Consider the following 20,436-nt stretch of genomic DNA (forward strand, 5'->3'; position numbering starts at 1 on the left):
TGCGAACGGCGTGCAGTCTAAGCAGCCGGGCTGCGGTCTCCGTCCCGGAGGTCGGTTTCGTCATACGGAATGAAGTAGTTGAATATTTAACTTGTTTGTCGGATGAGGTTGCCGGATGATGGAGACATGACTGCCGACCAGCTGCCCGTCCTCTTCCTCAGCCACGGCGCGCCGCCGCTCGCGGACGACGCCGAGTGGACCGCGCAGCTGTCGCGCTGGAGCGCGCAGATCCCGCGGCCAGAGCGCATTCTCATGATCTCAGCTCACTCGGAGTCGGCGCCGATCGCGGTGAGCTCGACGACCGGCGCACCGCTCGTCTACGACTTCTGGGGCTTCCCGAGCAAGTACTACGACGTGCGGTATGACGCGCCGGCCGCGCCCGGCCTCGCCGGCGACGTGTCCACCCTGCTCGCTTCCCCCGGACGGTCGGTGCTGCGCGCGGAGGATCGCGGCCTGGACCACGGCGCCTACGTGCCGCTGGTCGAGATGTACCCGGACGCCGACATCCCCGTGCTGCAACTGTCGATGCCGACGCTGGAGCCGACCGAGCTGTACGAGCTGGGCCGCAAGCTCGCGCCGCTGCGGGAGGACGGCACGCTCATCGTCGGCTCGGGCTTCACCACCCACAACCTGTCGATGATGCAGCCCGACCCGGCGGCTGCCCCGTCGTCGGCGATGACCGAGTTCGACCACTGGGCCGCCGAGACGATGGAGCGGGGCGACCTCGACGCGCTGCTCGACTTCGGCAGCACCGCCCCGGCGGCGCAGCTGGCGCACCCGCGCACCGAGCACTGGGCGCCGCTGTATGTCGCACTCGGCGCGGCCGCGAGCGACGGCACGCGCTCGCACACCGCGATCGACGGCTTCTGGCACGGCCTGTCCAAGCGCAGCTGGCAGCTCGACGCCGCCTGAGGGGAAATACTCAGCGGCAGCGGGGTAGTTGCGCCGATCCGCCGTGACGGCCACGGCGCCATCGTCGTGGTCATGTCCTCGTTGTCCCGCGCGCTTTGCGCGGCCAGTGCCGGTCTGCTCGTCTTCTTCCTCGTGCGGCAGCAGGCGATGCCGTATGCCGATGACCTCCGTGCCGCACCGCCGTCGATCGCCACACTCGCGACGACCACGGCCTGTTGGGCAGCCCGGGATCTCCGTCGGCAGACGGCCCGGGCGGTGCAGCGCGAGTGGTTGACCGCGGCCGTGATGATCGGGCTGACCGTTGGCGCGGTCGGCCCGGCCCTGGGCGTCGCGGCACGGGCCGCTCTCTACGTCGCAGTGCTCTGCGGCTCGGTGACCGCGATGTCGGCTTCGATCGCCGTCGCAGCGGTCCGACCGGACCGGGCCGACCGAAGTGATGCCCCAGTCTCCCGCGTCATCTGCGCTTTGTCCGCCACGATCAGCGCGGCGGCGCTCCTGGCAGTGCCGATCGGCTTCCTCGTCGTCTGGGTCCGCGTCAACTGGACCGGTTGCTTTCTTGCTTGCGCCGAGCCCGACCGAAGCCTCGCGGTCCTTCTGGGTGGCATCGTCCTGGTGCTGCTCGCCGACGTGGTGGCGTTGGGCGTCGCTGGGTGGCGCCGCTTCCCGCGCTTCCTCACCACCGTCGCGCTGCTACCGCCGACCGCTTTGCTCGTGGCTACCCCGATGGTGCTGACCTGAGGCATCCATGCGTCGCTGGCTCGCCCACATCCGGTAGAGACACCAGGCGGCGACCGCGCACATCAGGTGCCAGAAGGCGTGACCCTGCAGCAGCGAATGCGGGCGGCAGAGCGGGCCGCCGTCCTTCGCCATACTCCAGACCGCGAATGCCGTTGCCAGCGCTGCCAATGCAGCGACGCCCCACCTCAGGTCGGTGCGCGGTCCCGGCCGGCGGTGCAGCGCCACCTCCCCCACGGCGGCGGCGAGCAGCAAGCCGCCGAACGCGACGTTGGCCCAGGTCATGAAGAGCGGCACCTCACCCGGGACACGCTCGGCGATCTCGCACAGCACCAGCCCGGCGACGAAGCACGCGATGAAGACAATGGCTCCCCCGCGCACCACCCGCAGCACCACGTATGACGCAGCGAAACTCGCGACGAGGAACATGCTGAAAACATCGAGTCTGCCTCCGGCCGCGGTCTGCGTCGCGTGCATCGCGGCGCTTCCAGGGCCGAGAAGCACCACGAGACAGGCAAATCCGGTCGCCAACCAGCGCGGCGGACGTCCGGCCGACGTGGCGCGCAGGGCGATCAACAGCCCGGCGACGACGAAGCCGAGGTTGCTCCAGGTGTTGGCCGGTTGCCGCACCAGGGCGTCACGTGCGGCCTCGCAGAAGCCGCCGCCGGCACCGACATCCATGCCGAGCCAGCCGCCCGCGACGGCAGCGGCGAGCAGACCGATCGAGACCACCGCCGTCGTGGCAGCCGCGACGAACGGCCACCGGTCACCATGCCCCCGCATCAAGCTCCCCTGCCTGGGCCGTGCCGTCAGCGCACCAGCAGCCCGTCGGCGACCAGGTCGCGCAGCACCGGCAGCGCGTCCGCGATCAGCGCGTCGGGCGACACCTCGAGCAGGGTCGCGATGGCGTCCAGCGCCTGGCGGACCGTGAGTTCGCCGTCCGCGACCGAGACGTAGGCCGCCACCGCCGTGTCGACCTGGAACGCGCGTCGCAGGCCGCCGCCCTGCCGGATCACGATCACGCTCGGATCGTCGGCACCCGGCCGGCCGTGCCGCTCCTCGGTGACGTCGTCGGCGACGCGCAGTCGGGCATCGAGCAGCCCGTCGTCACCGGCCTCCGCCAGCCAGGTCCGCGCCCGCAGACCGGCATCGATGGCCGGCCCCATCGGGCTCTGCACCGGCCCGGTGATCTCGACCAGGTCCAGCCACGGCTTTCGCGCGGTCTCCGGCCGCTGCACGGTGATCACGCCGAAACCGATCGTGCCGATGTCGCGACTCTTGAAGTCGGCGAGCCACGCGGCATACATCTCCTCGAAACCCGTTGCGCCTGCTCGGTGTCCGCCGTCGCCGGCCCAGAGCTCGGCATACTCGGCCGGGTCCTGGGTATCGCGCTGCACGACCCACGCGTCCAGGCCGGTGCCGGCGAACCAGTCGCCCACAACCTGCCGCCAGTCGCCTCCCGTCGGCACCTCCCAGTTGGCCAGCAGCTGGGCGACGCCGCCCGGCGCGAGGTGGTCGGGCAGCTGAGCGATGAGCGTCTGCACGATCCCGTGGCCGACGCGGCCGCCGTCGCGGTATTCGTAGGTCGGCACCCCCGCAACTCGCGGCGTGATCACGAACGGCGGGTTGCTGACGATCAGCTCGAAGCGCTCGTCGCCGACCGGCGCGAAGAGGTCGCCGCGGCGCAGGTCCCACCGGTCGCCGTTGAGCGCCGCGTTCCAGCCGGCGATCTCGAGCGCCCGCGCGGACGTGTCGGTCGCGACGATCTGCTCGGCGTGACCGGCCAAATGGAGCGACTGCACGCCGCAGCCGGTGCCGAGGTCCAGGGCGCGCCCCACCCGGCGGCGCGGGGTCCAGGAGGCAAGCGTCGTCGAGGCACCGCCGATGCCGAGCACGTGGTCGACCGGCAGCGGCTGCCCGGTCATCACCTCCGACAGGTCCGAGGCGACCCACCACTCGTGCTGCTCGTCGCCATAGGGCCGCAGGTCGTATGCCGCCGTCACCCGCGACCCGTCGACCCGCACCAGGCCCGCGGCCGCGAGCCTGCGAGTGTCCCAGCCGGCCAGTGCGCGGTCGAGCTGGCGGACCGTCACCGGCAGACCAAGTGCGAACAACCGCACCAGAGTGGCAATCGGCGAATCCGTCTCTCGCGTCACCAGATCCGCGGGCAAACGCTGCTCACGGTGCAAGGCCGCGGAGGGCAGCGGCCCGAGCAGCTCGGCGATGCCGTCGGTGGTGAATCCCGCCGCGACCAGCGCCCTGCGCAGCGCAGCCGGGTCGTCGGTCAGCGGCGGCGGGGCGGGCGAGGCGTCAGGCGGCATACGCACATCTTGGCGTCACCTTCGCCGAAAGGCCCAGTTATGCCCGAGAGGCCCACTTATCCGGGCCATGGAATGGCCGGATACGTGAGCCTGTCGGTGATAAATGAGCCTCTCGGCGGGCAGGGCCGGGTCAGTTGAAGAGACCGCCGAGGCCGCCGCCGCCCTGGCCGCCGCCCGCGACCGGGGTCCACTCGCTCGGCTGGACGACCACGAAACCCGGGCCGTGGAAGGCATATTGGAACGCCTCGCCCGAGCCACCGCGCAGCAGCGACTTCATGTTCATGCTGTTGACCACCTGCGGGGTGAGGTTGGCCGACCAAGCCACGCACGCCTGCACGTCGACATACGTCGGCTGCTGCGAGCAGTCGAGGATGACCGGCTGACCGACCGCGTGCATCGCGACGGTGCCCTGCCCCCGCAGGAAGACGTTGAACAGGCCGCCGGTCATCATCCCCGCGCCGCCGGTGCGCCGGATGTCCCAGGTGACGTTGGAGTCGAAGGCGAGCAGGTTGCGACCGTTGAGGCTGATCGCGTCACCCTGCAGGTCGATGAGGAAGACGTATCCGGCCTCACTAGCGAAGAACACGTCGCCCTCGCCGGCGACCCGCATCAGCGGCACGTCCTCGCTGGTCAGCACCTTCTTCATGAACTTGCCGACGGAGCCCGCGCCCTCGTGGTTGAAGGTGATGCTGCCCTGGTAGGCGACCATCGATCCCTTGGTGGCGAGGACGTCGCCGCCGAGGTGCACGCGCAGCAGCTGCGGGTTCTGCAACGCGAAGCGGTTGGTGGTCTGGACCTCGAGGTTCTTCTGATCGAACAGGGTGCTCTGCATGCTCTGACCGACGCTCGGGAAGCGACGGAAGTTCCGCCCCGGGCCGTATGCCGGGGCTCACTTCCCGGAGACGGCCTCCCGGACGCTGCCGTAGACGTTGAAGACCCGGTCCAGGCCGGTGATCCGCAGGTTGCGCATCAGGCGCTCGGACGGCACGACCAAGCCGAGATCGCCACCGCCCTGCCGCAGTTGCTTCAGCCGCGCCACCAGCACCCCGAGGCCGGTGGAGTCCAGGAACGGCACGTCGGTCAGGTCGACCAGCACCTTCTCGTCCGGCGCGGTGATGAGCCGGCCGAGACCGTCGCGGAGGCGCGCGGCCGCGGAGACGTCCACGTCACCGACGAGGCGGACGACGGTGAAGTCGCCCTCGTCGGTGCCGGTGATGTCGAGGTCGGTCACGGGTGGCCCTTTCGGGGTGAGGTCGGTCGCGTCGCCGGGGCAGTCTTTCATCCGCGGCGGCCCACGTCCGCAGGATGTCGCAGACCGGACTTACCGTGGTGTCGACATGATCCCTGTCCTGCCCGAAGCCGAAGCCACCGGCACCTTCGACGTCGACGCCGCCCTCGCCGCGCTCGACGGGGCCGGCACCGGCCGGCTGCTGCACGTGCGGCAGCTCCCGGGGCGAGCGGCGCGCCTCGCCGGCTGGCCCGACTGGGTCAACCCGCAGGTGAGCGCGGCGATCCGCGGCACGGGCATCGACGCGCTCTGGTCCCACCAGCGTGCGGTCGCCGACAGCGCGTGGGCCGGCCGGCACGTGGTGGTCAGCACGGGCACGGCCTCCGGCAAGAGCCTCGGCTATCTCCTGCCGATGCTCTCGTCCGTCGCCGACGGTGCGAGCGCACCGACCGGCAGAGGCGCCACCGCGATCTACCTGGCGCCCACCAAAGCTCTCGCCGCCGACCAGGAGGCGCGCATCCGGTCGTTCGCGGTGCCCGACGTGCGCGCCGCGGTGCTGGACGGTGACACTCCGACCGACGAACGCCGCTGGATCCGCGACCACGCGGCCCTGCTGCTCACCAACCCCGACCTGCTGCACCACACCCTCCTGCCCAGTCACGAGCGGTGGGCGTCGTTCTGCCGGGCGCTGCGTTACGTCGTGATCGACGAATGTCACGTCTACAAGGGCGTTTTCGGCTCACACGTGGCCGGGGTGCTTCGCCGGCTGCGCCGGATCGCGCGCAGGTATGGCGCCGAGCCGACCTTCGTGCTGGCATCGGCGACGATCGCCGCGCCGGGCCTGCACGCCGAAGAGCTCACCGGGCTGCCGGTGGAGGAAGTGACCGAGGACGGTTCGCCGCGCGCGCCGATGACCTTCGCGCTGTGGGAGCCGGGCGGCAAGCCGGGCGCCGATGACGCTGGCAGCGGCGCGGATGCGCGACGCAGCGCCGTCGCGGAGTCGGCCGACCTGATGAGTGCCCTGGTCCGGCAGGGGGTGCAGACCCTCACCTTCGCGCGGTCCCGCGTCGGGGTGGAGATCGTGGCCGAGATGGTGCGCTCCGATCTGCGGTATGCCGGGGCGGGCCTCGCCGAGTCGGTCGCGGCATACCGCGGCGGCTATCTGCCCGAGGAACGCCGCGAGCTCGAAAATGACCTGCGCACAGGCGTTTTGCGCGGCCTGGCTGCCACGTCGGCGCTCGAGCTCGGCATCGATGTCAGCGGCCTCGACGCCGTGCTGCTCGCGGGCTGGCCGGGCACGCATGCGTCGCTGTGGCAGCAGGCGGGTCGCGCGGGACGCAGTGGCCGCACCTCGCTGGTGGTGCTCGTCGCCGCCGACGATCCGCTCGACACCTTCCTGGTGCACCATCCGGAGGCGATCTTCGACCGGGCGATCGAGACCGCGACGATCGACCCGGCCAACCCGTTCGTGCTCGCGCCGCATGCCGCCGCGGCCGCGCACGAGTTGCCGGTGACCGAGGACGACGCTGCCTATTTCGGCACATCCCTTCGGGCCGTGCTGGATTCGCTGGTCGCCGGCGGCATCCTGCGGCGGCGTCCCAAGGGGTGGTTCTGGGCGCGCGAGGACCGGCCGGCCGACCATTTCTCACTGCGCGGAGGCAGCGACGACGACATCCGCATCGTCGAGACGCGCACCGCGCGCGTGCTCGGCACCGTCGATGCGGCGCGTTCGCATGCGGCGGTGCACACCGGTGCGGTCTACCTGCACCAAGGTCGTTCGCATGTCGTCACCGACCTCGACCTCTCGGCGACGACCGCGCACGTGGTGGTCGGGGATCCCGGCTGGTCGACGGTCGCCCGATCGGTGTCGACCTTCGACATACAGCAAGTGGAGCGCGAAAAGCGTTGGGGTGCAGTCGGTTTGCACTTCGGCACGATCCGGGTGCGCAGCCAGGTCACGTCCTTCCTGCGGATGCTGCCGTCCGGCGAGGTCATCGGCGAGCACCCGCTGGAGCTGCCCGAGCGTGCGCTCGTCACCCGCGGCGTCTGGTGGACGATCGATGAGGCGGAACTGCTCGACGTCGGCGTGACCGCGGCCGCCCTCCCCGGTGCGCTCCACGCGGCCGAGCACGCCTCGATCGGCATGCTCCCCCTGGTCGCACAGTCCGACCGCTGGGACGTCGGCGGCGTGTCGACCGTGCTGCACCCGGACACCGGTTTGCCGACCGTCGTCGTCTACGACGGTTACCCGGGCGGCGCGGGCTTCGCCGAGCGTGCCTATGACGAGGCCGCCTCCTGGCTGCTCGCGACGCGCACCGCGATCGCGTCCTGCGGCTGCACCGACGGATGTCCGTCGTGCGTGCAGTCGCCCAAGTGCGGCAACGGCAACAACCCGCTCGACAAGGCGGCCGCGGTCGTCGTGCTCGACCGGGTCCTGCGCGACCACAGCTGACCGCCGCACAAAAGAAGAGCGGTGCTCTTGCTTTGCCATGCTGTATCGCCGTACGCTCCAGGCATAACGAGAGCACCGCTCTCTAAAATCTAGCTGGAGGGGCCACGATGACGACGAAGAGCCTGCGAGACCTGGCGATGCCCGCCTTCACGAGCGGCGTGCTGATGGCGCTCTACCTGCTCGCCCGCCCCTACGGCGACCGCGGCAGCGATGCCGACCTCGCGGCCGCACTGTCGTCCGGCTGGTGGATGGTCGCCCACGTCGCCGGGATACTCGCGCTCGCGCAGTTCGCCCGCACCGCGCTCCGCCTGGCCGACGTCATCACCGGCGTCACGGCCAGGCTCGGGCGGTGGGCCGCACTGGCCGGACTCACGCTGGTGCTGCCCTACTACGGCGCCGAGGCGTTCGAGCTCCACGTCATCGCACAGCGCTCGAGCGTCGGCGGCGACTCGCTCGCGTTGGTCGACCAGGTGCGCACTCAGCCGGCGGCTATGACGATGTTCGGGCTCGGGCTGCTGTTGCTGGCCGTGGCGGCGGTCTGTGTCGCAGTCGCGTGGCAGCGCGCGACCGCCGGCCGGGGCCGCTGGGCGGCCTGGCCGCTCGCGGCGTTCGTCATACTCCTGCTGCCGCAGTTCTACCTGCCCGCTCCGGGCCGGATGGCGTATGGCGTGGGTTACGCACTGGCCGCGACCCTGTTGGCCGTCACCGCGTGGCATCGGCCGGCCACCGCCGAGCCGGGCGACGCCCACCAGGGCACCACCACGTCGGCCGCGGCAGCGCACGCGGGTTAATCCGGGTGCGCCGGGGGCGTGCGGACCGGCAGGATTGGCCGGGTGCCGAACACTGCCGAGCGTCTGCTCGCCGCCTACGACGAACAACTCCGATCCGACGCCGAGATGCGCTCGGCGGTCCGGGTCGAGCGCTTAGGGCCGCTGCTGCTCGGCACGTTCCGCGGTGGTCGCGGCTTCGTCAGCTACGCGCCGTTCGCGGCGACCGGCAACGGCATGCTGGGCGACCTGGTCGATGCGGCCGTCGCGCATTTTTCGGCCGACCCGGAGGTCACCGAGTTCGAGTGGAAGACGCGAGGCCACGACGAGTTGCCGGGGCTCGAGCAGTTGCTCACCGAGCGCGGGTTGGTGCCGGAGGAGCCGGAGTCGGTGATGGTCGGCGAGGCGGCGGCACTCGCGGTCGACGTGCCGTTGCCGGCCGGCGTCAGCTTGCAGCAGGTCACCGACCGCGCCGGGCTGGAGCTGATGTGCACGATGCAGGCCACGGTCTTCGGCGACCCACCGGAGTCGGTCGGGCCGCGCGTGGAGGACCACCTGCGGGAGTTCGCCGAGGACACCACCGGCATGGAGGCCTGGGTCGCCGTGGCCGATGGGAAGGTGATCAGCGCCGGCCGCGTCAATCCGGTCCCCGGCACCAACTTCGCCGGCATCTGGGGTGGCTCGACGCTGCCGGAGTGGCGCGGCAAGGGCATCTATCGCGCGCTCACCGCCGCCCGTGCGCGCGCCGCCCTGCGGGCCGGGAAGTCATTGATCAACAGCGACTCGACCGAATATTCGCGCCCGATCCTGGAGCGCTACGGCTTTGCGAAGGTGACCACCACGACGCCGTACATCTGGCGGCGCTGACCTGGCCGGGATCGGACGGCGTCCGTGGAGCCGGTCCGCGCAGTCGGCTGTGCCGGTCAGGCCCCGGTCGGGCCGGTCAGACGAACTGGTTGACGAACCGGGTCACGTCGCGCAGCACGTCGAGCTTGTTGATCTCGTTGAAGATCTCGTGCCGGGCGCCGGCATAGGTCTGCGCGTGGTCACCCTCGTCGGCGATCACCCGCCATCCCTCCAGGGTCGCGGCGTAGGGCACCAGCTGGTCGGCTTTGCCGTGCAACCAGAGCGCGGTGACGTCGTCCAGGTCCGGCCCCTTGTTGATGCGCTCGAGCTCGGTGTGGAAGGCCTGCAGCGTCGGTTGCTTGAACGGCCCGTGCCACACGAGCGGGTCGGCCTCGTATGCCGCGCCGACCGCCGGATCCCGCGAGAGCGTCGACGGGTCGAGCGGCGTCGGCTCGATGGTGCCGTCGAGCAGACCGTCGATGACGTCCCACCGGCCCAGCACCGGTGCGGACAGCACCAGGCAGGCGAGCTCGGCGCCGTGCAGGCTCCCGTAGCGCGCGGCGATCATCCCGCCCATGGAGTGACCGATGAGCACGACCGGCAGGTCGGGGTTTTCGGCCGCCGCGTGCTTGTGCAGCAACCGGAAGTCGTCGACCACCTTGTCGAAGTCGTCGATCAGCGCCCGCTCGCCCTCGCTGCGGCCGTGCCCGACGTGGTCGACGCCGTAGACGACCGCGCCGTCCGCGCGCAGCCGGTCGGCGACGAAGTCGTAGCGACCGATGTGCTCGCCGTAGCCGTGGCAGAGCAGCGCCACGTAGCGGGGCTGGTCGGGTGCGGGCCAGCGCTGGGCGTGCAACTTCCCGGCGTGACCGGCCAGCTCGAACGTCGTCGGTTCGCTCATTCGAGGCAACCTACTCCCTCGCTACTCCCCCGGAACGCTCGGTCCGCTCGGTCCGGCGGCGGCGTCGGCGCCCTCCGGACCGGCCCGGGCGCGGGCGGTCGCGTCGGGCAGGCCGGGCCAGGAGGTGGGCACCCGCACGGCGATGACGAGCTCGTCACCGTGGGTCGAGCAGCTCGCGACCCGGCCGTGGTTGCGAGCCACGACCGCGGCGGCCACGTCACACGCTGACCGCGCGTCGCCCGGGTCGAGCAGCACCCCCGCGCCGGCGAGGGCCGACAAGTCGGCCGCCGCCCGCGCCCGGTGGCTGGCCAGCACCGCCGACACCAGTGCCATGGCGCTCAGCAGACAGGCGATCACCACTCCGATCGCGGCGACTACCAGCACCGTCGCCGATCCGCGATCGCCCGCCCGGTGACCTGTCATGAGCCCGGCCCGCCCGGCGCATCCGGGGCGCCCGGCCCGGCCGGCCCGCCCGAACCGCCGGCGCCGCCCGAGCCGCCGGCGCCGTCGAAGGCGTCGGACCCGTCGGACTCGACCGGCGTCGTCGCGGTCGCGGAGAGGCTCCGGCCACCGGTCAGCCAGCCGAACGGCCCCGGCACCGGCGCGCGCACCGTCACCGTGACATCGCCACCGGCCGTGCCGACGCCTCCGTGCACCTGGACCCGCGCGCCTCCTGGGCCGGCCCGCGCACCGACCCGTTGCACCGCCGCCGCGGAGTCACCGCGAGCGGCGGCCCGGGCCGCGACCCGGGCCGCGTCCACGCAACGCACCTGGTTGACGCCGATGAGCACTGCGTTGAGGGCCACGATCAGCACGAAGATCAACGCGGGCAGGGTGGCCGCGAGCTCGGCGGTGACCATGCCGGCATCGCGGCCGGCGCCTCTCCGGCCGGCCCGTCGCGCGCGAACCCGCGGCCACCCGGCCATCAGGACGCGACGCTGAGCGCGCTCTGGATGATGCCGGTCAGTGCCGACTTCACCGCTCCGGACTTGACCACCGCCATCAGCACCGCCGCGAAGGCAACCGCGGCCAGCGTGCCGACGGCATACTCGGCCGTCGTCATGCCGGCCTCGCGCCCGCGGTGCGCGGCCGCAATCACCTCGAGCCACCGCCGTTGCAGCCGGCTGCCGAGACGTATCGTGCGTGTCGTCATCGATCTCCTCCTTGTTGAATCGCTCTCTGCGAGAGCGGTTTTCGCGCGCCACCGACGGTCGGTGGCACGTTTGGTTCACCGGGCACCGGCGAGCAGGTCGCCCGCCAGCACCGCGATGACGGGGACCACGGTCAGCAGGGCGAAGGCGGGCAGGAAGCACAACCCGAGCGGCACGACGACCAGCACCGACAGCCGGCCCGCGGCCTCCTCGATGCGCCGCTGCTCCGAGCGACGGAGGTCGGCCGCGGCGCGGCGCAGCAGGCCCGCAGGCGGCACCCCCGCCATCCCGGCGAGTGCGAGCGCCTGACCTGCGGGTCGCCAGCAGGCGGGCAGACCGTCCCACGCCTTGCCCTCCTCGACGCCCCAGCGCAGCGCGGCCACCACCTGGCTCAACTGGCCCCCGACGACCGGTCCGCACCGCTCGGCGACCACTTCGACCGCGGTGACCAGCGGCACACCGCTGCCGAGTGCGAGCGCGATGAGGTCGAGTGCGCCGGCCACGCTGAGCAGGTCCTCGGGCTGCGCGGCAGCCGCTCGCGGCGTCCGATCGCCTGACGGAGCAGGCGCCGCTTCGACGAGCGCTCTCGACCGGGAGCCGGACGACGCCACGGCGTGCGACCGCGGCCGCATGCCGCCGCCTGCCCTGGGCCCTGCCCTGAACCCCGGCCAGAGCAGCGGCACCAGCGCGACGAGCAACGCCGCCAGCCAGCCGAAACCGCCCGCGTTCATGCGATCTCCGCAGGCGCACAAGCCCGCCGGATCATCCGGCGCACCAGTCTCCGTCCGCCCAGGATGAGCAGCGCCCCGCAAACGAGCACGACCGCGCCGAGCGTGCCGGCATAGAGCCGCCATGGGCTCACGCCGATCAGCGCCGCGATGCCGACACCGGCCAGCGGCAGCAGCGTGAGCAGTTGCATGGTCGCGCGCGGCCCGGCGGTCACCACGTCGACCCGGCGGTCGCGGTCGACCTGCTCGCGCATCATCGCGCTCGCCGTCGCGAGCGACTCGGCGACGCCGCAGCCGAGCTGTTCGGACAACGCCCACGCCCGGGCGACACTCGCCAGCGCGGGCAGTCCGTGGGCCTGGTGCAGCTGCGCCCATACCGGCGCGAGTTCGGCGCCTGCCGCGGCCTCCCGCGCAAGGCGGCGCAGGTCGTCCCGCAGGCGGCCGTCATCGATCGCGGCAGCCGACAGCAGGGCCGAGGTCGCCACCGCCGTCGACGGCGCGACACCCGCGGCGATCGCGGGACCGATGCCTTCGAGCATCGAGGTCAGCCGGTCGACGTCGGCGTCCCGGCGCGAGCGGCGCCTGCGGAGTGACACCCTGCCGAGACCGCCCGTCGAAGCGACGGCCACACCCCCGCCCGATCGAGGTATGACGGAAGTCCCGCGCGCCGGCCAGCACCCCACCGCGAGGGCCGCGCACAGCGCCGCCAGGAGGATCACGACTGCCCGCCCGGGCCACGGCCGGTGGCGGCGGGCAGCAACTCGGCGAGTGCCGGCCACGCCTCATCCGGCGCCAGGTCACCGCCGCTGCGTCGCACCGCGGCCCGCACCCGCAGGCTCCGGGAGTCGCGCTCGATGAGGCCGATCTCGCCGACCGTGCGCCGGCCGCCGTCACGGCGCAGGTGCACCACGACCTGCACCGCCGAGGCCAGCTGCGAGCGCACCGCGTCGGTCGACATGCCGGCGAGTGCGCCGAGCGCGTCGAACCGGGCGAGCACGTCGGTGCTGGTGTTGGCGTGGACGGTGCCGCAGCCGCCCTCGTGGCCGGTGTTGAGCGCGCTGAGCAGCTCGCGGACCTCCGCGCCGCGCACCTCTCCGACGACCAGCCGGTCGGGCCGCATGCGCAGCGACTGACGCACCAAGGTGGTCAGCGAGATCTCGCCCCGACCCTCCACGTTGGCGGCCCGGCTCTCCAGCCGCACGACGTGCGGGTGGGCGATCTGCAGTTCGCGGACGTCCTCGACCACCACGATGCGCTCGGCGGGAGCCACCTCGCTGAGCATCGACGCCAGGAGTGTCGTCTTGCCGGTGCCGGTGCCGCCGCTGACCACGAACGCCACCCGGGCCGCGATCAGCTGCCGCAGCACGCGCAGCCCGAACGGCCCGACCGTGCCACCCATCGCGAGCTGGTCCAGGGTCGGCGGCTCGGGTCGCGGCACCCGCAGGCTGAGGTGCGCGGCGTCCTCGACCAGCGGCGGAAGCACCGCGTGCAATCGCACCCCGCCCGGCAGCAGCCCGTCGACACACGGACTGGTCTCGTCGAGCCGGCGCCCGGCGAGGGTCGCCAGTCGCACGGCGAGGCGGCGCACCGTGGCCGCGTCGCCGACGTCGACCGGCACCGGCTCCAGGCCCGTGCCGCGGTCGATCCAGACCCCTCGCGTGCCGTTGACCAGCACGTCGGTCACTCCGGGCAGCAGCAGCAACGGGTCGAGCACCCCGGCGCCGAAGACGTCCGCCTGCAGACGCTCGGTGAGCAGGCCCACGCTGTCGGCTCCGAGCAGTGCGGCGTCGACCTCCGCGAGGGCGCCGACGCTGTGCGCCGTCGGCGACCGGCCGTCCCGGATCTGCGCCCACATCGCGGCTCCGACCGGTGAGCTGGGCGGGTCCTGCCGGATGTCCTTCATGCCGCGGCCCGGCCGATCAGCAGGTCACGCAGGATCTCGTCGCACCGCCCGGCGAAATCGGATCGTTCCCGGGCACCGGGCGGCACCCCTCTCGCGGCATCGGCCTCCAGGCGGCGGTCGCTCGCGATCGCGGTGACGACGGGCACGCCCAGCGACTGCCCGACCTCCGCGGACAACCGGGCCGGCAGATCGCGGACCACCAGCTGCACCGGCACGCCGAGCCGGTCGACGGTCGCGCCGGCCGCGGCCAGGCCGGTGGCGGTCCCGCGGGCGACCAGGAGCACTGCCCGGCACCGGTCGAGCACCTCGGCAAGCTGCTCTTCGGGCAGCGAGCGGCCGACGTCGACCACGACGAGCTCGCTCACCTCGGCCAGCGCATCGAGCGCACCGGCGGTCAGCGCGCCCGGCATCGGCCGCCACTGCCGCCCGTGCGACAGCACGGCGAGGCCGTCACGGTCCGCGGGCAGCCGCTCGATCAGCCGCGCCCCGTCCAAGGCACCGGCCGCTCCCTGGAGCTCCGGCCAGCGCACGCCCTGCTCGGTCTCTATCCCGAGCGCCACGTCCAGACCGCCGCCCGCCGGGTCGGCGTCCACCGCGACCACCGTGCGCCGGGCGGCGTGCGCGCGCACCGCCAACCCACAGGCCAGCGTCGTCGCCCCCGCACCGCAGCCGCCACCGACGACCGCCACCGTCATACCTGCCGAGATCTCCATGACGCCGATCGTGCGGCGGACGGAACCGCCTGCACACTCCCGCCGTCGCTATCTGTGGATGCCGGCCGGTGCACCCGTCGGGGTGTGGATGAGGGGACCGATCGAGTGCGCCGGTCGGCATTCGGGGGATCGTTCGGGGGACATCACGACATATGAAGGCCCCCGCCGGGGGGGGTCAGCGGGGGCCTTCGATGTGATGACCTCAGGGGGGGTTGAGGTCTCACACCGGCGCTGCTACCTGGAAGGGAGCGCTTCGTGATCCAGTGTTGCCCCGGCGGCGAGCGGAACTCAATGGGAGCGCCGATTCCTATAACAAATCCTGACCTTTGTCGGACTTTCAACAATCGGTAAGGAAATGGGCCGCGCAAGGCTGAACGAAAGGGCGAGGGCCTCGCGCTGCACGCGCGAGGCCCTCTGGCCGCTGCCTACCTCCGGTGACCAGGCGTGCATCCTCAAGGTTTGTCGCCCGGGCGCAAGGCCCGGAACGAGCGGTCCATACGTGGACTGTCTCCGCGTGGGTGCCGGTCTCGGTAGCGGTTGTCGTCGGACTCCCGTCCGTCGTTCGTGCAACCAGGTTTACTCCGATGTGGCCCAGGTCACAAGTCTTGTATGTCGGGCCACAGCGGCGCACAATACGCGCCCGCTCACGGCCCGGGAGTCAACCGCCCGGCGAGCACCGCGTCGCAGATCCGGGCCGCCTCGGCCGCGCCGGCGACGACCGCCTCGGCGCTGTGCTCGAGCCAGAGCCGCACCCCCTCGCTCCCGCCCGAGCTGTATGCCGCGAGCGCCCCCTGGTAACCGGCCGCGGACTCCCGTGCGCGACCTGCCTCGATCACCACCGTGCCGGTGGGGTCGACGCCGGTCGATTGGAGCAGCAGACGCTCCAAAGCCCTTGCCACCAAAGCATTTCCGTGCACGAACGGCCGCGCGCTCGCGATCTCGGCGTGTGCGATCGCGGCGACCAGGACCCCGGGCGCGCCGGCCGACGACGCGATCAGGTCGACCACGCCGCGCATCCGGGCGGCGGCCTCCGCGGCGTCGGGCGCCGGTCCGAGCTCGGTGAGCTCGGCAACGCGCTCCCCCGCCATACGCGGCCGGCCGAGGGCATCGTCGGGCACCAGCCCCGCGGCCGCAGCGGTGTGCAGCCGGGCGAGCGCCTGCGCCGGCGCGGTGCGCACCACCGCCAGCAGGTGCTCGGTCTGCGCGGTCGCCTGGATCGCCCCCTGCAGGGCGCGGCCGCGGGCGTCGCCGCCCGGCACCTCGGCGGCGCCGCGCATCACGTCCCGGACCAGGTCGATCGGGAACTCCGCGCCCTCCAGCAACGCGCTCGCCCGCGCCCCACGCACCCGCGACTCGGCGGACGCCTCGGGAATGCGCCGGCGCAGGGCGTTGTGCCAGCGCAACTGGGTGCACGCCTCGCGTGCACGATCCACGGCGCTCGTGACACCGGGCAGGCCGGCGAGCGCGGCCAACGGGCCGGTCGAAGCGGAGGTCATTGATCCTGCAGCTCTCTCGATGAGGTGGTCGGGTCGCGATCGCTGTGCACGATCTCGGAGTTGATGGTGCTGCGCCAGCCGGACCGCGCATCGCCGTGACCGGTCATCACGTTGAGCAGCCGGGCGATCCGCCACACGATGCTCACGCCGACGAACATCAAGAAGGCGGCGAGCGGGATCTCCACGACGATCGCGGACACGATCGACAGTCGCACGTCGTCGGGGTCGGCGGTGGTGATGTCGAACCACGCGTCGGCGAGCAGCAGCACACCGGTCGCGAACGACGTCAGCACCACGAGCACCCGCCGCTTCCAGGCGAAGAACGCGGTCAGTCCGAGCATGATCACCAGCAGCACGTCGAAGCCGGTCCAGGTGAGCGCCCATGCCTGCGCGACGTATTGGTCGGGCAGCGTCACCGCGAGATAGACGACCCAGGGCAGCAGCAGCGCCGTGCACACCGCAGTGATCGTCAGCGCGATGGCGCGACGGCGGCGGGCTCGGCGCAGCTCGGTGCGGACCAGCGCCTCGACGACGCCCCCGACCTTGAGACGGCGCACGAGCTCGATCCGCTCGGCGGGTCCGAGCGCGGCGATCTCGTCATCGGTCAACGGCATGCGATCAATTTTGCGGCAATCTCGTGCAACGGTTGGCAGCGGAGTTGGTTTCGCGGTTGGGTGGAAGGCAGCCAACCGCCCGAATACAAGGAGGTATGCCGTGCCCGACGCTCCGAGCGAGGAGACCCTGGCCGCCCTGTCCCACGAAGACCGTGAGTTCCCGCCGGACCCGGCGTTCGCGGCCCAGGCCAACGGCACGAAGGAGCTGTTCGCCGAGGCCGACGCCGACCGGGACGCGTTCTGGGCGCAGCAGGCGCGCGACCGCATCACCTGGAGCAAGGACTTCGAGCAGGTGCTCGACTGGTCGGAGGCGCCCTTCGCCAAGTGGTTCGTCGGCGGCGAGCTCAATGCGGCATACAACTGCCTGGACCGGCACGTCGAGGCCGGCAACGGCGACCGCGTCGCGCTGCACTTCATCGGCGAGCCCGACGGCGACACCAAGGACTTCACGTATGCCGAGGCGCTCGACCAGGTCAAGCGCGCCGCCAACGTGCTCACCGACCTCGGCGTGGAGAAGGGCGACCGCGTCGCGATCTACCTGCCGATGATCCCCGAGGCGGTCTTCGCCATGCTCGCCTGCGCCCGCATCGGTGCGCCGCATTCGGTTGTCTTCGGCGGCTTTTCGGCCGACGCGCTGCGCTCGCGCATCGCCGACGCGGAGGCCAAGGTCGTCATCACCGCCGACGGCGGCTACCGCCGGGGCAAGCCGTCGGCGCTGAAACCCGCTGTGGACGAAGCAGTTTCGGGTGGCACCTCGGTCAACAAGGTGCTCGTCGTGCGACGCACCGGCCAGGACACCGCCTGGAACGACGACCTCGACCTGTGGTGGCACGAGGCGCTCGAGGCGGCGAGCGCCGAACACGAAGCAGTGCCAGTGGATTCCGAGCACCCGCTCTTCCTGCTCTACACCTCCGGCACGACGGGCAAGCCCAAGGGCATCCTGCACACGACCGGTGGCTACCTGACGCAGGCCGCCTACACCAACTCGGTGGTGCACGACGTGCACCCGGAGACCGACGTCTACTGGTGCACCGCCGACGTCGGCTGGGTCACCGGGCACACCTACATCGTCTACGGCCCGATGGCCAACGGCGCGACGCAGGTGCTCTACGAGGGCACCCCGGACACCCCGCACCAGGGCCGCTGGTGGGAGATCGTGCAGGACAAGAAGGTCTCGGTGCTCTACACCGCACCGACCGCGATCCGCACCTTCATGAAGTGGGGCAAGGAGACTCCCGCGAAGTACGACCTGTCGTCGCTGCGCGTGCTCGGGTCGGTCGGAGAGCCGATCAACCCCGAGGCGTGGGTCTGGTATCGCGAGATCATCGGCGGGGGCAAGACGCCGATCGTCGACACCTGGTGGCAGACCGAGACCGGCGCGATCATGGTGAGCGCGCTGCCCGGCGTCACCACCCTCAAGCCGGGTTCGGCGCAGGCCGCGATCCCCGGCATCAGCGTGGATGTCGTTGACGAGCAAGGCAATTCGGTCGAGAACGGCAAGGGTGGCTACCTCATCATCGACAAGCCGTGGCCGTCGATGCTGCGCGGCATCTGGGGCGACCCGGAGCGCTTCAAGGAGACCTACTGGTCGCGCTACCCCGGTGTCTACTTCGCCGGCGACGGAGCCAAGCGCGACGAGCAGGGCAACATCTGGGTGCTCGGCCGGGTCGACGACGTCATGAACGTCTCCGGCCACCGGCTGTCCACCACCGAGATCGAGTCGGCGCTGGTGTCCCACCCGAAGGTCGCCGAGGCGGCCGTCGTGGGTGCCACCGACGCGACCACCGGTCAGGCCGTCGTCGGCTTCGTCATCCTGCGCGGTGACGCGGCCGCAGAGGCCGAACAGGACGGTGACGCCCTGGTGGCCAACCTACGCAACCACGTCGCCAAGGAGATCGGCCCGATCGCCAAGCCCCGGCAGATCATGGTCGTCTCCGAGCTGCCGAAGACGCGGTCCGGCAAGATCATGCGCCGCCTGCTGCGCGACGTCGCCGAGAACCGCGAGGTGGGCGACGTGAGCACCCTCGCCGACTCCTCGGTGATGGACCTGATCAAGACCGGCATGTCCGACTCGGGCACCGACTCGACCAGCACCGACTCGACCAGCGGTTCGACCAGTAAGGGCTGAGCGGCCGGCTCGTCATACGGGCCGGGACCACGAGGGCGGACTCGTCCACGAAAAGGGGACTTGTCACACGAACGGCGACTGGTCCACGAAAAGGGGACTTGTCACGTGCTACTGCACGTGACAAGTCCCCCTTTTACGTGACAAGTCCCCACTGCACGTGACGAGTACGCCGTGACGGCCGCCCGAACGCGCTCACTCCGCGCCGCAGCAGGAACGCAATGCCCGCGTTGAGGATGCGGGTCACCCGCCCGATCTCGATGCGATGCGGTCCGAGTGACGTCCTTCCACGCCGAGTGACGACATACGCAACGACTGACGTCCGTGCAACGCCGTCATTCGTTGCGACGGACGTCAGTGAGCGAAGAAGGTCGTCACTCGGCGGGGGCCGCGGCGCGGATCGGCTGCGCCACCGGGTCCCAGCGCCGCCAGACGACGCCCGGCATCGGCACCAACCCGGCATCGCGCAGGATTCGCGCCAGCCCGTGCCCGGCGAACGCGTCCGCCCACACCCACCGGGCGACCGCCTGGGCGGTGCGCCGGACCCGGTCCTCGCGCTTCTTCTCCCGCCAGAGATCGTCCCCGGTGAGGTACTTGACCCGGCCGTCGAATTCACCGATCAGGCCCTCCCACCCGAAATCGGCATAACCGAAGACGCCGGCCGCATCGGCGAGCGGCACCTGCAGATCGGGTTGCGGCAATCCGAGCTCGAAGATGCGTGCCCGGCTCAGGGACTCGCCCGGCGACTCAGCGCGACCATCAGCAAGCCGTATGGCGAGCGCCGCGTGCCGGCAGCCGCGCGCTCCCGTCCGCAGCCGCGCCACCTGCGCGTCAAGTTCGGCCTGGGAGCACAGCCGCGCATGCAGCGCAGCGTCCGCGATGATCAGTCCCGCAGCGAGATCGCCGGTGCGCGCAAGGTCGACAACGGTGCGCGCAGCGGTGGTCACCAGCACGCCGGCAATCTGCACCGTCGGCGGCGGATCGAGGACACGATGCGCGCGGACCAGCCGGCTGCCTCCGCCGGAGGTGGCCTCGCGCAGCACGTCGACCGTGCTCGGCCACCGCCCCAGGATCGGCAGGCCCCAGAGCGCCGCGGCGGCGTAGTGGGACGCGACCGGCAGCGGTGGGCGCATCGCCCGGAAGGTCGCAAGTACGAGGGCGCGATGCCGCGTCATACCCGCGAACTCCGCCCATCGATCAGCGGGCACGTAGGCACCGCGGCGCACCCGATGCAGGTGCGGTCGCGGGCCACTCGCCATCAGCCAGCCATAGCGCCCGGCCCGCTGCAGGTCGTCGCTGCACAGCAACTCCTCGGGCCGGAACGGGGCTGGCGACTGCTCCATCGCGGCAGCGTGCCAGCCCTCGGACCACCCTCGCTCCGCGCCGGGCGCCCGGCTGTGGACAAGCTGCGGCGGCGAGTGACGTCCGTGCAACGCCGAGTGACGACATACGCAACGACTGACGTCTGTGCAACGCCGTCACTCGGTGCGGCGGACGTCAGTGAGCGAGGAAGGTCGTCACTCACCCCGGCCGCCCGGCTCGTG

At 71.7% G+C, this 20,436-nt stretch carries 21 protein-coding genes; 6 read left to right on the top strand and 15 right to left on the bottom strand.

All coding sequences use genetic code 11. From position 1 onward, the window contains the following. The first annotated feature begins 126 nt into the window (after positions 1 to 126). Complete coding sequence (locus tag HJ588_RS01815) at positions 127 to 912, top strand: dioxygenase family protein (protein WP_171151399.1); 786 nt, start codon at positions 127 to 129, stop codon at positions 910 to 912. Between the two features lie 72 nt (positions 913 to 984). Beyond that, positions 985 to 1,650: a hypothetical protein gene (locus tag HJ588_RS01820; protein WP_171151401.1), complete on the top strand. Its 666-nt coding sequence runs from the start codon at positions 985 to 987 to the stop codon at positions 1,648 to 1,650. Here the strand turns inward: HJ588_RS01820 and HJ588_RS01825 are convergent. The 4 genes from HJ588_RS01825 to HJ588_RS01840 form a co-directional block, all read right to left on the bottom strand. Then, entirely contained in the window at positions 1,603 to 2,430 is an 828-nt protein-coding gene (locus HJ588_RS01825) for a ceramidase domain-containing protein (protein ID WP_171151402.1), read from the bottom strand. The two genes, HJ588_RS01820 and HJ588_RS01825, sit on opposite strands and share 48 nt — an antisense overlap. Before the next feature lie 26 nt (positions 2,431 to 2,456). Then, positions 2,457 to 3,968, bottom strand: coding sequence for a DUF7059 domain-containing protein (locus HJ588_RS01830; protein ID WP_171151404.1), 1,512 nt, complete (start codon positions 3,966 to 3,968; stop codon positions 2,457 to 2,459). Positions 3,969 to 4,098: 130 nt separating this feature from the next. Continuing rightward, on the bottom strand, positions 4,099 to 4,800 hold the full coding sequence (locus tag HJ588_RS01835; protein WP_171151406.1) for an AIM24 family protein: 702 nt from the start codon (positions 4,798 to 4,800) through the stop codon (positions 4,099 to 4,101). A 57-nt stretch (positions 4,801 to 4,857) separates the two neighbouring features. Next, positions 4,858 to 5,199, bottom strand: coding sequence for an STAS domain-containing protein (locus HJ588_RS01840; RefSeq protein WP_343036553.1), 342 nt, complete (start codon positions 5,197 to 5,199; stop codon positions 4,858 to 4,860). 106 nt (positions 5,200 to 5,305) lie between these two features. Here HJ588_RS01840 and HJ588_RS01845 point away from each other — a divergent pair, with 106 nt between their 5' ends. The 3 genes from HJ588_RS01845 to HJ588_RS01855 all read left to right on the top strand — a co-directional run bounded on the left by HJ588_RS01845 (position 5,306) and on the right by HJ588_RS01855 (position 9,282). After that, positions 5,306 to 7,648 (top strand): DEAD/DEAH box helicase, encoded by a 2,343-nt coding sequence (locus HJ588_RS01845; RefSeq protein ID WP_171151409.1) that lies wholly within the window; start codon positions 5,306 to 5,308, stop codon positions 7,646 to 7,648. Between the two features lie 107 nt (positions 7,649 to 7,755). Beyond that, positions 7,756 to 8,439 carry a hypothetical protein gene (locus HJ588_RS01850; RefSeq protein WP_171151411.1) on the top strand — a complete coding sequence of 228 codons (684 nt, stop codon included), beginning with the start codon at positions 7,756 to 7,758 and terminating at the stop codon, positions 8,437 to 8,439. A gap of 42 nt (positions 8,440 to 8,481) precedes the next feature. Next, positions 8,482 to 9,282, top strand: coding sequence for a GNAT family N-acetyltransferase (locus tag HJ588_RS01855; protein WP_343036554.1), 801 nt, complete (start codon positions 8,482 to 8,484; stop codon positions 9,280 to 9,282). A gap of 76 nt (positions 9,283 to 9,358) precedes the next feature. Here HJ588_RS01855 and HJ588_RS01860 read toward each other — a convergent pair whose 3' ends face one another. From HJ588_RS01860 to HJ588_RS01905, 10 genes are all read right to left on the bottom strand, one after another. Next, the gene (locus HJ588_RS01860; protein ID WP_171151413.1) at positions 9,359 to 10,162 is read right to left on the bottom strand and encodes an alpha/beta fold hydrolase; all 804 of its coding nucleotides are present in this window, start codon (positions 10,160 to 10,162) and stop codon (positions 9,359 to 9,361) included. 21 nt (positions 10,163 to 10,183) lie between these two features. Then, a complete protein-coding gene (locus HJ588_RS01865; protein WP_171151415.1) occupies positions 10,184 to 10,585 on the bottom strand; it encodes an Rv3654c family TadE-like protein in 402 nt (133 codons plus the stop codon). Continuing rightward, positions 10,582 to 11,022, bottom strand: a complete 441-nt coding sequence (locus HJ588_RS01870; RefSeq protein WP_171151417.1) for a TadE family type IV pilus minor pilin — start codon at positions 11,020 to 11,022, stop codon at positions 10,582 to 10,584. Before HJ588_RS01870 ends, HJ588_RS01865 begins: the two co-directional genes overlap by 4 nt. Positions 11,023 to 11,087: 65 nt before the next feature. Beyond that, a complete protein-coding gene (locus HJ588_RS01875) occupies positions 11,088 to 11,315 on the bottom strand; it encodes a DUF4244 domain-containing protein (protein WP_171151419.1) in 228 nt (75 codons plus the stop codon). A 75-nt stretch (positions 11,316 to 11,390) separates the two neighbouring features. Continuing rightward, a complete protein-coding gene (locus tag HJ588_RS01880) occupies positions 11,391 to 12,044 on the bottom strand; it encodes a type II secretion system F family protein (RefSeq protein ID WP_171151421.1) in 654 nt (217 codons plus the stop codon). Continuing rightward, complete coding sequence (locus HJ588_RS01885; RefSeq protein ID WP_171151423.1) at positions 12,041 to 12,637, bottom strand: type II secretion system F family protein; 597 nt, start codon at positions 12,635 to 12,637, stop codon at positions 12,041 to 12,043. Before HJ588_RS01885 ends, HJ588_RS01880 begins: the two co-directional genes overlap by 4 nt. A gap of 119 nt (positions 12,638 to 12,756) precedes the next feature. Next, the gene (locus tag HJ588_RS01890; RefSeq protein ID WP_246241738.1) at positions 12,757 to 13,944 is read right to left on the bottom strand and encodes a TadA family conjugal transfer-associated ATPase; all 1,188 of its coding nucleotides are present in this window, start codon (positions 13,942 to 13,944) and stop codon (positions 12,757 to 12,759) included. Beyond that, positions 13,941 to 14,657, bottom strand: coding sequence for a septum site-determining protein Ssd (gene ssd / locus HJ588_RS01895; protein ID WP_171151424.1), 717 nt, complete (start codon positions 14,655 to 14,657; stop codon positions 13,941 to 13,943). The genes HJ588_RS01890 and ssd overlap by 4 nt, the downstream gene beginning before the upstream one ends. Positions 14,658 to 15,301: 644 nt before the next feature. After that, a complete protein-coding gene (locus HJ588_RS01900; RefSeq protein ID WP_171151426.1) occupies positions 15,302 to 16,153 on the bottom strand; it encodes a Fic family protein in 852 nt (283 codons plus the stop codon). Continuing rightward, positions 16,150 to 16,767, bottom strand: a complete 618-nt coding sequence (locus tag HJ588_RS01905; RefSeq protein ID WP_171151428.1) for a hypothetical protein — start codon at positions 16,765 to 16,767, stop codon at positions 16,150 to 16,152. The genes HJ588_RS01900 and HJ588_RS01905 overlap by 4 nt, the downstream gene beginning before the upstream one ends. 100 nt (positions 16,768 to 16,867) lie before the next feature. Between HJ588_RS01905 and acs the strand changes: the two genes are divergently transcribed. Beyond that, positions 16,868 to 18,895, top strand: a complete 2,028-nt coding sequence (gene acs / locus HJ588_RS01910; protein ID WP_343036555.1) for an acetate--CoA ligase — start codon at positions 16,868 to 16,870, stop codon at positions 18,893 to 18,895. A 371-nt stretch (positions 18,896 to 19,266) separates the two neighbouring features. Here the strand turns inward: acs and HJ588_RS01915 are convergent, their stop codons facing one another. Further along, positions 19,267 to 20,235, bottom strand: coding sequence for a hypothetical protein (locus HJ588_RS01915; RefSeq protein ID WP_171151433.1), 969 nt, complete (start codon positions 20,233 to 20,235; stop codon positions 19,267 to 19,269). Positions 20,236 to 20,436: the final 201 nt, after the last annotated feature.

This window comes from Flexivirga aerilata (genome assembly GCF_013002715.1).
Classification (GTDB): domain Bacteria; phylum Actinomycetota; class Actinomycetes; order Actinomycetales; family Dermatophilaceae; genus Flexivirga; species Flexivirga aerilata.